Below are 13,781 nucleotides of genomic sequence, written 5' to 3'. Positions count from 1 at the left end.
GACCTGTTTCGGGGTCCGTTACTTTTGGAACTGTTCGTGATGCCGGATGACTTCCGAGATCACGAAATTCAGGAATTTCTTTGCAAATTCCGGGTCGAGACCGCTGTCGTCGGCCAGTTTTTCCAGACGTGCGATCTGGGTCTTCTCCCGGTCGGGATCCGAGGGAGGAAGGTCGTGCTCTGCTTTCAGCTTGCCCACCGCTTGGGTCTGGGCAAAGCGCTCGGCGAGCGTATAGATCATCACCGCATCCAGACGGTCGATACTGTCGCGGTGCTCCTTGAGAAGCTCTGCGGCGCGGCTGGTTGCATCACTCATGCAAGGTCCTCCGGCTTGGGATGGCGGTAAACAAGGCAGGGCTTGCCAAGCGGCGTGGCGGCCTGCGGATCAAGGCGGCAGCCCAGACGCTCGGCCAGCGCGGCAGAGCGGGTATTGGCGGCATCGACATAGCTGACAACGCTGTCCCAGCCCAGATCGGTGTAAAGATGGGCGCGCGCCATTGCGGCAGCTTCGGCCATGAGGCCACGGCCCTCATTGGCGCCATCCCACAGATTCCACAGGATTTCCGCCTCGGGCCAGCCATGCGGTTGCCACGGGCCGACAAGGCCCAGACCACGGTCGCTGTCTTGGGGGGTCACCACGAAAGGCCCCCAGCCATGCATGACCCAATGGCCGATCACCGCAGCCCAAGCCCGCCAGACCAGCCCTTCGTCAAACTCGGGGGCAGGGCGGATAAAGACCGACCGTTCAGAGGCCTGAAAGTCGCGCCAATGCGGATAGTCATGGGCCGCGGGCGCCCGCAAAACCAACGCCTTGCTATGCAGTACGGGGGTAGGGGACAGCGCGATCATGGCTGACCTCCCATCGGGTGGCGATAGACCAGCTGGCCCTTCACCGCAGGCAGCGCATCACGGTCCAGCTTGGCCCCGATGCGTTCGGCCAGCGCGACCGAACGCGCATTGCCGGGCATGATATAGCTGACCAGCGGGCGCTTCCAGTTCAGGTCGGTGGCCGCGAAATCGCGCATCTTGCGTGCCGCTTCGGTCATATAGCCCTGACCTTCGAAGCCGGTGAAGGCAATCCAGCCCAACTCGCGTTCAGGAAAATGCGGCAAGTCGTTCAGCGTCACCTGACCCACCAGCTGGCGGTCGGATTTGCGTACCACAGCCAGCGCACCACAGCCCTTCAGCGCCCATTGCGCCACGTCTGAGGCAAAATGGAACCACGCCGCCTTCACATCATGCGGCCCGCCCAGATAGCGCGCCCGCGCAGACTTCATCACCTCCGCAAAAGCGGGGAAATCCGACATGTCATGCGGACGCAGCGTCAGGCGCTCGGTATGAAGGACGGGCGCGACCATTACTTCTTCTTGCCAAAGCCCCCAAGGCCACCCAAGCCCCCAAGACCGCCCATGCCACCCAGTCCGGGCATGTTCTTCGGCAGGGTCTGGCCCAGCATCTTGGTGGCTTCTTCCATTTTGGCGGGGTCCATCTCGCCCGCATTGGGCAGACCGCCGAATTTGCCGGTCATCGCGGCCATAGCGCGTTTCAGGGCGCCGCCCTTCATCTTGCCCAGCTTCTTCATGGTGTCGCCCATCTGGCGCTGCATCTTCAGAAGCTTGTTCAGCTCGGCCACATCCATGCCCGCACCTTTGGCGATACGCTCCTTGCGCGAGGCTTTCAGCATCTCGGGCTTGGCGCGTTCTTCCTTGGTCATCGACTGGATCAGCGCGATCTGGCGGCGGATCATCTTGTCGTCGAAACCGGCGGATTCGGCCTGTTTGGCCATCTTGCCCATGCCCGGCATCATCGACATCACGCCCTGCATGCCGCCCATCTTCTGCATCTGCTCAAGCTGGGACTTCAGGTCGTTCATGTTGAAGAGGCCCTTCTGGAACCGCTTCATCATACGCTCGGCGGCCTCTTTCTCGAAGACCTCCTGCGCCTTTTCCACAAGAGCGACGATATCGCCCATGCCAAGGATACGGCCCGCGATACGCTCGGCCTCGAAGGTTTCAAGCGCCTCCATCTTCTCGCCCAGACCCACAAAGCGGATCGGCTTGCCGGTGGTCGCGCGCATCGACAGCGCCGCACCGCCACGGCCATCGCCGTCCATACGGGTCAGGACAACGCCGGAGATGCCGACTTTTTCCTCGAATTCCTGCGCGACCTCGACAGCGACCTGACCGGTCAGCCCGTCGACCACCAGCAGCGTCTCGCGCGGGTTGGCAACGTCGCGGACCTGCTGGACCTCGGACATCAGCACCTGATCGATATGCAGGCGGCCCGCGGTATCGAGGATATAGACGTCATAGCCGCCCAGAGTGGCCTGCTGCTTTGCACGTTTGGCAATCTGCACGGCGCTCTCGCCCTGCACGATGGGCAGCGTGTCAACGCCGATCTGGTTGCCCAGAATGGCCAGCTGCTCCATTGCCGCCGGACGGTAGATATCCAAAGACGCCATCAGCACGCGCTTTTTCTCGCGCTCTTTCAGGCGGCGGGCCAGTTTGGCAGTGGTGGTGGTCTTACCCGAGCCCTGCAGACCGACCATCAGGATCGGCGCAGGCGGGTTGTCGATTTTCAGCGCTCCGGCGTCATCATCGCCCGCAAGCATGGCGATCAGCTCGTCATGGACGATCTTCACGACCTGCTGGCCGGGGGTGATGGATTTGGTCACGGCGGCACCGGTCGCCTTGGCCTCGACGGCCTTCACGAAGGACCGCACCACCGGCAGCGAGACATCGGCCTCAAGGAGCGCGGTGCGTACTTCGCGCAGCGCGGTCTTTACGTCATCAGCGGACAATGCCCCCTGCTTGGTCAGCCGGTCGAACACACCGCCAAGGCGATCTGAAAGGCTCTCGAACATGGCTCCCTCCTTGCATAAGGGCATCAGACAAACGACAAGCGCACCAGTGGGCGCAACGCGCTGACTGGTGGCGATCCCCGCCTCATGCGGGGACCGGAGGGCTCGTCCTCCGGGGAATCTCGGGACACTTAGTCAAAAAGGGCTGCGGAGTCAACCGCGCAAGGCGATTGCGGGGCGTTACCGTCCGTCGGGGCCCTCATACTGGCGTTCGATGCAGGCCACGCGCAGGGTATAATGATCATACCAGCGGGTCTTGCCCAGTTTCTGCGCCATCAGGTGGGTCGAGACCTGCTTCCAGCCGCGCACCGCTTCGGCATCGCGCCAATAGCTGATCGTAATGCCATAGCCGTGGCTGTCGCGCAGCGACTCGGCCCCGATATAGCCCGGCTGCTTGGCGGCCAGATCGGCCAGAAGATCCGCCATTTCGCCATAGCCCGCCTGGTCCGGCCCAAGCTGCGACGAAAAGATGACCGCGTGATAGGGCGGGTCCGGCAGGGGCGCGAAACGGGACATTGGTGGCGCTCCATGAAAAAGGCCCGCAACGCCATGTCGCGGGCCATACTCGTACACTACAACCGGCAGAGCTCAGGCGGCAAGGCCCTTGATCTGCTCTTGTGCTTTGGCAATGGCTTCCGCCTCGCCCATAGCCACGCCCTCGGCAGAGACGAAGGTCACATCGGTCAGGCCGATAAAGGCCAGAACCTGCTTGATGTAGCTCGACGCGATGTCATAGCCCGACCCTTGCGGCACGCCGCCCGAGGCATAGGCCACGAAGACGCGCTTGGGCGATACCAGACCTTCGGGGCCGGATTCGGTGTAACGGAAGGTCTCGCCGACGCGGCAGATCATATCGATCCATGCTTTCAGCGGGCCGGTCACGCCAAAATTGTAAAGCGGCATGCCGATGACGATCTCGTCGGCGGCTTTGAGCTCGGCAATCAGCGCGTCGGATTGTTTCAGCAGCTCTTTCTGCTCGGCGGTGCGGTTCTCGGCGGGGGTGTAGGCCGCGCCCAGCCATACGCCATCAATCAGCGGCAGGCCGGTGGTGTCGCGGGTGACGACGTCGCCGCCGAGTTTCTCGCAGATCATGCCCGTCAGTTTGCGGGTCACGGAAGCATCGCCCTTGATCGAGCTATCGATGCGCAGAATGGTCATTGGAATCTCCAATAGCGAAGAATGGGGAGGATTTTTTAGTCTGGCGCAAGATTGCCTCTTGCTACCTTGAACTCAACTGGCATGATCGCACGGAATTTGTTCGCGGGTGCACAGCATGAGTTTCGATAATTGGGATGAAATCAGAACGGCCTATCAAGTGGCGCGGGTCGGCACGGTTTCGGGGGCAGCCGAGGTGCTTGGTGTCCACCATGCGACCGTGATCCGCCATGTCGACGCGCTGGAGGCGCGGTTGGGGACGAAGCTGTTCCAGCGGCATCCGCGCGGCTATACGCCGACCGAAGCGGGGCATCAGCTTCTGGCCGTAGGGCAGGCTACCGAAGACCAGTTCAGCCAGCTGGCGGCCCGGATTGCCGGGGCAGGAGAGGAAGTGTCGGGCGAGCTGATCGTGACGTCCCTGCCGACAATCTCGACCCTGATCCTGCCGGCGCTGGAACAGATGCTGGTAGACCATCCCAAGCTGCAACTGCGCTATCTGACCGATCAGCGCGTGTTCCGGCTGGAATATGGCGAGGCGCATGTGGCCATTCGTGCTGGTAACCGCCCGACCGAACCTGATAACGTGGTGCAGCAGCTTTGCGCCAACCGCACCGGCCTTTATGCGGGCAAGAGCTATGTCGAGCGTTATGGCATGCCGACCGAAGAGACGCTGGACCAGCACCGTTTCATCGGGCCGGAGCAACGGGACAGCCGCGCGCCTTTCTGGCGCTGGATGAGCAATGCCGTGCCCGATGAATGCGTTGTTTTCCGTGCCAATGACCATGAGAGCCAGCTGGCGGCTGTGCGGCAGGGGCTTGGTCTGGGCTTCGTGCCTTATAACGAAGGCCGCTCCGACAGCCGGATGGTCGAGGTTCTGCCGCCGCGACCGGAATGGGAATCCTCGCTCTGGCTGGTGACCCATGTCGATCTGCATCGCACGGCAAAGGTGCAGGCGGTGCTGAAAGTGCTGAAGGATCTGATCGGCAGCCCGCGCCCGAACTGAGGCCCGAACCCGAAGATTATGCGCTTTGGGCCGCGGGCTCCGGGCAGCCCCCCGAAATGGATAAAGGCCACGGAGCGTTCCGTGGCCTTTTTTTCAATGTTCGGCGCGGCGTGGCACTTCGGGCTGGACGACCGGAATCGACGAGGGCAGCGACAGCCGCGGCAGCGCAAGGGCGGGCGCACCGGGCCGCAGGAGGTCGCCGGGCATGTCCTCGCGCGGCATGGTACGGGCCGCAGGCACGTCCCGCGCGACGGGTTTGGCACGCATCCATTCCGAGATACGGGCAATCGCGTAAAGGATGGCCAGCCCGCCCCAGACAAGAACCGTATCTTGCAGCAGCCCTCCCGGATGCACCACTTTCACCGCTTGGGCGAAGATGGCCAGAACGGTGCCGAAGGCAAAGACTTTCAGGCCGTGGCGGCCCAGCATACGCAGGGGCGCTGCGGCTTTGGAGGCGGCAATCTGCGGCACGAGATAGGGCATCGACAGAATATAGACCAGCGCCAGCACATGCAGGAAGCGCGGCAGCGACAGGAAGGTTTTGTCGAAGGTCACAAGGAAGAAGGGCACGCCATGATCTTTGAGGCTGCCAAGCGCCGGACCCCAAGTGCGCAGCATCCATGCGTTATTGACCCAGATCGCCGCCATGACCAGCCATAGCCCCGCAAGGATCACCAAGGGCTTGTGCACCCCCAGAAACCGCTTGCCGCCACGCATTGCCGTGCCGGTCAGGATACCGATACAGAAGATCAGCTGCCACGAGAGCGGGTTGAAGAACCAGCCGCCCTCATAGGGGAAATTCGGGAAGTTCAGCCGGAAGGTGCCCGCCAGCGCCCATAGGCTCAGCGAGACCGCCAGCAGCTTCATCGGGGCCACCTGCGAGAAGCGGATCATGAAGGGCGCGGCGATCATCAGCGCGGCATACATCGGCAGGATATTCACATATCCCAGTTGATGGCTCAGCGTGGCAAGGCCGATCAACCATTCCAGCGGCTGCTTTGCCAGCGGGCCGAAAGCGTTCATCGTCAACAGCTTGTCGCCGCCGAAAAAGAGCGCACCACCGGCGAAGATCGCGATGACCCAGAAGGTGATCACAAGATGCGTCATATAGAGCGTCCAGGACCGGCCCCAGATCTTGCCGAAGCTCTGCCGGTTGAAACCCTCTGCCAGTTTCGGACCATAGGCCAGAGCGGCGGCCAGACCGGACATGAACACAAACCCCTCGGCGGCATCGGAATGCCCGAAATTGCGCGAGGTGAAATTTTCATAGATCTGATGCGGGATATGATTGACGAATATCATCGCCAAGGCGATGCCGCGGAAGAAATCCAGCCGCGGATCGCGCGCGGACCGAGCTTCAGGCATGGTGTTTTTCCTCTATGGTCGAAGCCTCCGGTTCAGCCGACCAATTGTTGAGAATCCGGTCATGCAGCACCATGATCGGGGCTGCGTGATATTCCGTGGGGGTTCCGAACAGGTTTCCTTTGGCCGTGCGCGAGGTCATCGAAATGATGAAAGGCGCCAGAATCATCGGAATGCCGACGGGTGAAAGCCACCAGAACAGACCCGGTGCATACACCCAAGTGGCCCATAAGCCAAGCGCGCCGATAAGCACAATCCACCACGAGGCCTTGAACCCATCACGAAAACCAAGAGTGCCGTCCCCGCGGTTATTGGTGGGCCAGCCACCATCGGCCCCGAACAGGACCTGAAGCACGGAGCGGGTCGAGAACATCAGCAGGATCGGTGCGTTGACCGAGCTGATCAGCAGTTCGCAGACCGTGCCTGCAAGGGCATTCGCCCCACCGCCGAAGCCGCGGGCGGTGCCATCCAGCCATGCCCGCGCGGCAATCAGCATCTTCGGCAGAAGCAGCAGGCCGATGATCCCGATGAACAGACCGATGGCCTTGGAGGCTTCGGAGGGCGGGAAATAGGGGAAGGGCCAGTTGGGCTCGGGGAAGTAGTTGGGCGGCGCGACAAAGGCCATCGCGCCGATCGAGGCCAGAATGAATGCCAGCCAGAACAGGGGGGCGATATAGGCCATGATGCCCTGCGCGAAAACAAAGCGCGACCACATGCGCAGGCCGGGGGCGTTGATGACGCGGCTATGTTGCAGGTTCCCCTGACACCAGCGGCGGTCGCGTTTGGCGTGATCGACGATATTCTCGGGGCCTTCCTCGAAGGAGCCTTCCAGATCGTCATCCAGCCGCACGATCCAGCCACCACGCGCCAGAAGTGCGGCTTCGACATAGTCATGGCTCATCACATGGCCGCCAAAGGGCGGCTTGCCCCGCAGCGTGGGCAGGCCGCAGCACTCGGCAAAGGCGCGGGTGCGCACCATCGCGTTATGGCCCCAGAACGGGCCGGTGCGGCCCTGCATCATGGCAAGGCCCCGCGCGAAAACGGGGGAGAAGAACGCGGCCGAAAACTGCATGGCCCGTCCGAAATGCGACCGCGCCCGAATGACTTTCGGCAGCGTCTGCAACAGGCCCAGACGCGGCTCGGCCTCCATGCGGCGGGCCATCTGCAAGATGGTCTCGCCTTCCATCAGGCTATCGGCATCAAGGATCAGCGCAAAATCATAGGCACCACCGGAGCGGGTGATGAAATCCTCGATATTACCGGCCTTTTTGCCGGTATTGTTCTCGCGGCGGCGGTAGTAGTACCGGCCCATCCCGTTGCGCTCCGCCACCAGCTTGGCAAAAAGCTGCTCTTCGCGGCGCGCGGTCAGATCATTGCGCGTGTCGGAGAGAATGGCGAAATGCACCTCGGCAGAGGTGCCGGCCCTGGCCTGCGCGTCTTGAAGCGAAGCGTCCATCGCCGCCAGACGGGTGAAGGTGTAAAGCGGGTCTTCATTATAGACCGGCATCAGGATGACGGTCCGCCCCTCGATCGGGGCGTTCGCGTCATATTTCGGGGGCTTGGCGCGGGTTGTCAGCCCGATGAGGGCCTGAACGGCCCCCCATGCCAGCCAGAGTGTTGAGATAAGGATAAGAACGGCGCGCACGACGTCGAACACATCCAGCCCATCTGCAGAGCCGAATTGCAGAAACAATACGAATGCACCGCCGCCTGCCACCAGGCTCAGTGCAATCGCAAAACTACGCAAAGCCCAGAGGAACAGGCGTCCGACGGTCATGATATTTCGCTCCTATTCGGTGCGATCAGCTGCGCCCATGTGCACGCATCGGCTGCGGAAGAACCGCAAGCAGCGCATGCCAGAATCCGGCGCCTTCACGTTCGAGAACCTGCACAGGCATCGCCATCGGCGCGTCCGGCAGGGCGCAGGGACCCGAGATCAGGTCCTGCGGTTCAAGTTTGACGGTGTCCACCGCCGCGGGGGAGGTAATTACGGTCATGCTTTGATCCATTGGTAAGCCCAAGTTTCAGATTGCTTAGCACCATAACCCTGAAGGTAGGCTGTGAGTTCCACAGTCGAACCGTCTTCGGCGTCTACATCCATCACAAGTCGCCATATGTCGTGATCTGGGATTTTTGAGAAGCTCTGGTTGGTGATAGTGCCCCCGCTGATCGTGTTGACGACTTTCAGATCGGCAACCGCGTCAGAGGGAAGGTTTGCGATACGCCCGCCTGCGAAGTCCACAACGAACTTCCGGGTCTTATCATTGCTGCCCGCAACTCCGCCGGCGCCGGCGAAGGTCTCTTTTACATGGGCGATACCCTCGTTCGGATCAAGGGGAAGATCCCCCCAACTGAGCCGATAGGAGAATTCTCGCTCTTGTCCCGCCTTGGCCCCGTCTTTGGGGACCCAGAACGCGACGATATTATCATTGGCCTCGGCCTCGGAGGGGATCTCGACAAGGCGCACCATGCCATCGCCCCAATCACTGGTCGGCTCGACTTTCAGCGACGGGCGGCGCTCGTAGCGGGCCCATGCATCCTGATATTGCTCGAACTCGCGATCACGCTGGTAAAGGCCGAAGCTTTTCGGAGTCGATTCGCTGAAATAACTGGAGGCCAGACGCTCGGGATTGGCCAGCGGGCGCCAGACGCGCTCGCCACTGGCTTTCTCGATCATGAGGCCGTCGCTGTCATGCACCTGCGGGCGGAAATCGTCGAAACGGTCGCGCGAGCGGTCGGCATAGAGGAACATCGAGGTAAGCGGTGCCACGCCAAGTTGCTGCACATCGGCGCGCAGGAACAGGCGGGCGGTCACGTCCATCACCGTCGCTTCACCGGGCGTGATCACAAACCGGTAGGCTCCTGTCAGCGAGGCGCTGTCCATCGCGGCATAGACGGTCACCGTCTTGGCATTTTCTGCCGGACGCTCGACCCAGAAACGGCGGAAGCGCGGGAATTCCTCGGCAACCGACAGGCCGGTATTCACGGCCAGACCGCGGGCCGAAAGCCCGTATTGCGAATTGCGGCCAAGCGCGCGGAAATAGGATGCGCCCTGAAAGGCCACAAGCTCGTCCAGCACATCGGGGCGGTTGAGCGGATGATGCAGACGGAAGCCCGCCACGCCGGGCAGGGGGGCATGTTCGGGGACGATCTCGCGGGCTTTACGCTCGTAGACGAAGTCATCGGTCGAGAAGCTCATCGCCTGCGCCTGACCGTCCTTGACCTCGTAAATCAGCACCGGTTCGCGGAACAGCCAGCCCATATGGAAGGCCTGCAGGGTGAATTGCGGGTGGTCGCCATCGGCAAAGCGCGCATGCTCGGGGTTGAAACGGATCATGCGATAGGCGTCATAATCGAGCTTCGACAGGAAGCCGTCGACCTTTTGCGGTGCGGTTGCGGGCTGCTTTGCCGCCTCGCGCATCTCGATGGTCAGGCTGTCAAAACTGAAGGGCTGGGTTTCGGCTGCGGGGGGCAGGGCCGGTTGCGCGGCATCTGCGGCGGGTGTGTCCTCTGCCGCGTCCTGCGCCCAAAGCGGAGCCCCTGCCAAGACGCCACCCAGCATCGTGCCTGCGGCAAGATGGGCCATCACTTGACGGCGGGTCGGGACGGTGCGGGCATTCTTGGCAGTTTTAATCATGTATTATCCAGTAATCTCAGGAAGTTCCCTATCACGTGAACCTCTGCCGCTGAGGCATACTCTTGAAGCGTCACGATGTGCAATAGAGGTTGATATTCAATGTGCAGAACAGCAACCTACTGTGGTTTGTTCCGCATAATTGCGCTTGTTTGGGGAGAGAGCAGGCAAAAACCCGCCCAAATCTCGGGCGAAATTTGGGTCTTTTGTTGTTAACCACGCGCTTTGGGGGCATTTCTGTCGGTTTTCGATTTGACGGTTCCGTGAATATGCCGTGTTCGATTCGCCCCAGTTTCCCTTGACACGGGGGAGGGGAATTCGCAGTTAAAGGTGGATTGATCAGCCACCTTGCGACATCTCGCGCGGTCCAGCGCGGGTGGGCGTGAAACAGCTATGCCCTTGAACGGACCGGAGAGCAATGTCACCTGCTATAATTGCCGTCTTGCCATTTCTGGGGGCGCTGCTCCCTGGTGTTCTGATCCGCACCGGCCGGAATACAACAGCGATTTCGGTGGCGATCTGTTCCGGCCTCGCGCTTCTGGGGCTTCTTCTGCATCTGCCCGACGTCATGGCGGGCGAAGTGATCCGCACCAGAATCGACTGGATGCCTTGGCTGGGGCTGAATGTCGAATTCATGATCGACGGGCTCGGCATGCTGTTTGCGACGCTGATTCTCGGGATCGGCCTTCTGGTGATCCTTTATGCGCGCTATTACCTGTCATCGAAAGATCCGGTGGGGCAGTTCTACACCTATCTAATGCTGTTCCAGGGTGCGATGGTGGGGATTGTCCTTTCCAATAACATCCTGCTTTTGTTGATCTTCTGGGAGTTGACCTCGCTGTCGTCCTTCCTGCTGATCGGCTATTGGAAACACCTCCCCGAAGGACGTCAGGGCGCGCGCATGGCGCTGACCGTGACGGGGGCAGGGGGCTTGGCGATGATTGCGGGGATGATGATCCTTGGCCATATCGCGGGCAGCTATACGATCTCCGATATTCTTGCGGCGAGGGAGGCGATCCAGTCGTCGGACCTCTATCTTCCGGCGCTGATCCTGATCCTGCTGGGGGCCTTCACGAAATCGGCGCAGTTTCCGTTCCACTTCTGGCTGCCGCATGCAATGGCAGCCCCCACGCCGGTCTCGAGCTACCTGCATTCGGCCACGATGGTGAAGGCAGGTCTGTTCCTGATGGCGCGGCTCTGGCCTGCGCTGTCGGGCACGCCGGAATGGTTCTATATCGTGGTCAGTGTCGGGTTGTTCACCATGCTGATCGCGGCCAAGATCGCGATCTTCAAGGATGACATGAAGGGGCTGCTGGCCTTCTCGACCGTTTCGCATCTGGGGCTGATCACCTTCTGTTTCGGGCTTGGCACGCAAGCGGGCGTTGTGGCCGGGGTCTTCCACATCATTAACCACGCAACCTTCAAGGCCGCGCTTTTCATGACCGCGGGTATCGTGGACCACGAAGCCCATACCCGCGATCTGAAACGTCTGGGCGGGTTGCGCAAACTGATGCCGGTGACCTTCACGATCGCCACGATCGCGACCCTGTCGATGGCGGGGATTCCCTTCTTCAACGGGTTCCTGTCGAAAGAGCTGATGCTGGAGGAGGCCTCGCATACCGTTTGGGCCGGTACGCCGTGGCTCATTCCGGTTTTGGCGACCATTGCGGCGCTTCTGTCGGCGGCCTATTCCTTCCGCTTTATCTGGCACGGTTTCATGGGGCCGGTGCGCGACGACTATCCGCATAAACCGCATGATCCGGGCTTTGGCATGTGGGCCAGCCCTGCCTTTCTTGCCGCCCTTGTGCTGCTGATCGGCTGTTTCCCTTTCCTGATGGATCCTTTCGTCACCACCGTGGCGCAGGCCGTGATCGGTGCGCCGCTGGGCGCGCATCTGCACCTGGCCATCTGGCACGGCATCACGCCTGCCCTGATGATGTCGGGCCTCGCGGTTGCGGGTGGTCTTCTGGTGTTGGCGGCCTTCAACCCGCTGCGCGCGATCTGGGATGCCATGCCGCGTCCCGAGGCCAAGTCGATCTTCGACTGGGTGGTGGAGCGCTGCGCCTGCGCGGCGCGGTTGTTCACCTCGGGGCTGCATAACGGGTCGATGGCGCGCTATCTGATGATTTTCGCCTTTACCGCGCTGGCCATCGGGTTCTGGGCATGGACCACGGGCGATCAGGGGCCGCAAACCCGCCAGATGCTGCCGATCAGCCCCGTGGCACTGGTGGGCTGGATCATGCTGGTCACCGCGACCTTCTGTGTGGCCGCCTATCACCGCAACCGTTTCCTTGCGCTGGTGCTGGTGGGGATTGTCGGGCTGATCGTGTCGATCTGCTTCATCTATCTCTCGGCCCCCGACCTTGCGCTGACGCAAATCTCGGTCGAGGTGGTGACGGCGGTGCTGATGCTTCTGGCGCTGAACTTCCTGCCCAAGGTCACCGCCCCCGAGACCAGCAACCTCAAACGCCATTTCGACAAGATCTTCTCGGCGGTGGTGGGGCTGGGCACCGGCTCGTTGATCTACGCGCTGATGATGCGCGATTTCGCCTTCCCGTCGATGTCGGAATACCATCTGGCCAATAGCTATAACCTCGCGGGCGGCGATAACGTGGTGAACGTGATCCTCGTCGATTTCCGTGGCTATGATACCTATGGCGAGGTCACCGTTCTGGGGATCGCGGCGCTGGTGATCTTTGCGCTGACCGAGGCGCTGCTGAACGGCACCGGCTCGCGCAAGCTGATCGCATGGCGTCCCGATATGATCCGTGCGGGCGACAAGCACCCGCTGATGATGCTGATCGTGACCCGTGTCATGATGCCCATCGCGCTGGTCTTCGGGGTGTTCATCTTCCTGCGCGGCCACAACCTGCCGGGCGGGGGCTTTATCGCCGGTCTGATCGTCGCGATCGCGCTGGTCATGCAGTATATCTCGTCGGGCTTTGCGTGGACGCAGGCGCGGCAGAAGATCTATTACCACCAGCTGATCGGGCTGGGGGTGCTGGCCGCGGGGATCACGGGCGTTGGTGCGTGGTTCAATGGCAAGCCCTTCCTGACCTCGGATTTCGGCTATTTCAAGCTGCCCTTCCTCGATAAATTCGAGCTGGCCACCGCGATGGGGTTCGATCTGGGCGTGTTCCTCGGGGTGGTGGGCTCGGTCCTGCTGGCGCTGGGGGGGCTGTCGCGTCTGGCACGGCGGGCCGCCATGCCCACCGAAGAGCGCGCGGCCCATATTCTGGCAGAGCGCCCCGAGGCCCGCACTGTGGCCGAGGTCGGTATCCAGAACTTCCCCGAAGGCACCGTGGTGCCGCGGCGCTGGCTGGCGCAGCGCGAGGATGGCGGTTTCGAGGAGCGTTATCTGATGGAACGCTACGAGGACCAAGCCAGAAAAGACGATAGCAAAGACGGCGACAAGAACGGGGGAGCCCACTGATGGAAGCCTTGGTTGCAAGCGCAATCGGCGTGATGACAGCGGCGGGGATCTATCTGATCCTGCGGCTGAGGGTCTTTCCGGTGGTTCTGGGCATGACGATGCTGTCCTATGCGGTGAACCTGTTCCTCTTTGCGACGGGGCGTCTGGCGGTGAATATGCCGCCGATCCTGCAGGACGGTGTGACAAACTACACCGACCCCATCCCGCAGGCTCTGGTGCTGACCGCCATCGTGATCAGCTTCGGGATGACCTCGGTGACTGTGATGCTGGCGCTTGGCGCCTTCATCGAGGCGGGCGATGACTATATCGACCTCGATGACGAGAAGGAAAAATAA

At 61.7% G+C, this 13,781-nt stretch carries 13 protein-coding genes; 3 read left to right on the top strand and 10 right to left on the bottom strand.

From position 1 onward, the window contains the following. Positions 1–18: 18 nt before the first annotated feature. The 6 genes from RPE78_RS04785 to RPE78_RS04760 form a co-directional block, all read right to left on the bottom strand. Entirely contained in the window at positions 19–315 is a 297-nt protein-coding gene (locus tag RPE78_RS04785) for a chorismate mutase (protein WP_339108360.1), read from the bottom strand. Continuing rightward, entirely contained in the window at positions 312–848 is a 537-nt protein-coding gene (locus RPE78_RS04780; RefSeq protein WP_406721368.1) for a GNAT family N-acetyltransferase, read from the bottom strand. Before RPE78_RS04780 ends, RPE78_RS04785 begins: the two co-directional genes overlap by 4 nt. Beyond that, positions 845–1,357: a GNAT family N-acetyltransferase gene (locus RPE78_RS04775; protein ID WP_339108358.1), complete on the bottom strand. Its 513-nt coding sequence runs from the start codon at positions 1,355–1,357 to the stop codon at positions 845–847. The genes RPE78_RS04780 and RPE78_RS04775 overlap by 4 nt, the downstream gene beginning before the upstream one ends. Beyond that, positions 1,357–2,862: a signal recognition particle protein gene (gene ffh / locus RPE78_RS04770; RefSeq protein WP_339108357.1), complete on the bottom strand. Its 1,506-nt coding sequence runs from the start codon at positions 2,860–2,862 to the stop codon at positions 1,357–1,359. The genes RPE78_RS04775 and ffh overlap by 1 nt, the downstream gene beginning before the upstream one ends. Positions 2,863–3,039: 177 nt before the next feature. Then, a complete protein-coding gene (locus tag RPE78_RS04765) occupies positions 3,040–3,375 on the bottom strand; it encodes an antibiotic biosynthesis monooxygenase family protein (RefSeq protein ID WP_406721366.1) in 336 nt (111 codons plus the stop codon). A gap of 72 nt (positions 3,376–3,447) precedes the next feature. Next, the gene (locus RPE78_RS04760; protein WP_339108355.1) at positions 3,448–4,017 is read right to left on the bottom strand and encodes an NAD(P)H-dependent oxidoreductase; all 570 of its coding nucleotides are present in this window, start codon (positions 4,015–4,017) and stop codon (positions 3,448–3,450) included. 115 nt (positions 4,018–4,132) lie between these two features. Here RPE78_RS04760 and RPE78_RS04755 point away from each other — a divergent pair, with 115 nt between their 5' ends. Next, the gene (locus tag RPE78_RS04755) at positions 4,133–5,017 is read left to right on the top strand and encodes a LysR family transcriptional regulator (protein WP_339108354.1); all 885 of its coding nucleotides are present in this window, start codon (positions 4,133–4,135) and stop codon (positions 5,015–5,017) included. A gap of 93 nt (positions 5,018–5,110) precedes the next feature. Here the strand turns inward: RPE78_RS04755 and RPE78_RS04750 are convergent, their stop codons facing one another. Genes RPE78_RS04750 through RPE78_RS04735 form a run of 4 tightly spaced genes read right to left on the bottom strand, consistent with a single transcriptional unit; the run spans position 5,111 to position 10,016 of the window. Further along, positions 5,111–6,382 (bottom strand): OpgC domain-containing protein, encoded by a 1,272-nt coding sequence (locus tag RPE78_RS04750; protein ID WP_339108353.1) that lies wholly within the window; start codon positions 6,380–6,382, stop codon positions 5,111–5,113. Beyond that, positions 6,375–8,156, bottom strand: a complete 1,782-nt coding sequence (gene mdoH, locus RPE78_RS04745; protein WP_406721365.1) for a glucans biosynthesis glucosyltransferase MdoH — start codon at positions 8,154–8,156, stop codon at positions 6,375–6,377. Before mdoH ends, RPE78_RS04750 begins: the two co-directional genes overlap by 8 nt. A 25-nt stretch (positions 8,157–8,181) precedes the next feature. Next, complete coding sequence (locus RPE78_RS04740; protein ID WP_339108351.1) at positions 8,182–8,376, bottom strand: hypothetical protein; 195 nt, start codon at positions 8,374–8,376, stop codon at positions 8,182–8,184. Then, positions 8,373–10,016 carry a glucan biosynthesis protein G gene (locus RPE78_RS04735; protein WP_339108350.1) on the bottom strand — a complete coding sequence of 548 codons (1,644 nt, stop codon included), beginning with the start codon at positions 10,014–10,016 and terminating at the stop codon, positions 8,373–8,375. Before RPE78_RS04735 ends, RPE78_RS04740 begins: the two co-directional genes overlap by 4 nt. 415 nt (positions 10,017–10,431) lie before the next feature. Between RPE78_RS04735 and RPE78_RS04730 the strand changes: the two genes are divergently transcribed. Together RPE78_RS04730 and RPE78_RS04725 are read left to right on the top strand one after the other, a co-directional pair. Then, on the top strand, positions 10,432–13,446 hold the full coding sequence (locus RPE78_RS04730; protein ID WP_339108349.1) for a monovalent cation/H+ antiporter subunit A: 3,015 nt from the start codon (positions 10,432–10,434) through the stop codon (positions 13,444–13,446). Then, the gene (locus RPE78_RS04725; RefSeq protein ID WP_339108348.1) at positions 13,446–13,781 is read left to right on the top strand and encodes a Na+/H+ antiporter subunit C; all 336 of its coding nucleotides are present in this window, start codon (positions 13,446–13,448) and stop codon (positions 13,779–13,781) included. The genes RPE78_RS04730 and RPE78_RS04725 overlap by 1 nt, the downstream gene beginning before the upstream one ends.

The organism is Thioclava litoralis (genome assembly GCF_045278885.1).
GTDB lineage: Bacteria > Pseudomonadota > Alphaproteobacteria > Rhodobacterales > Rhodobacteraceae > Thioclava > Thioclava litoralis.
The sequence above is the reverse complement of the archived record's forward strand: the minus strand, read 5'-3'. Positions and strand labels throughout refer to the sequence as shown.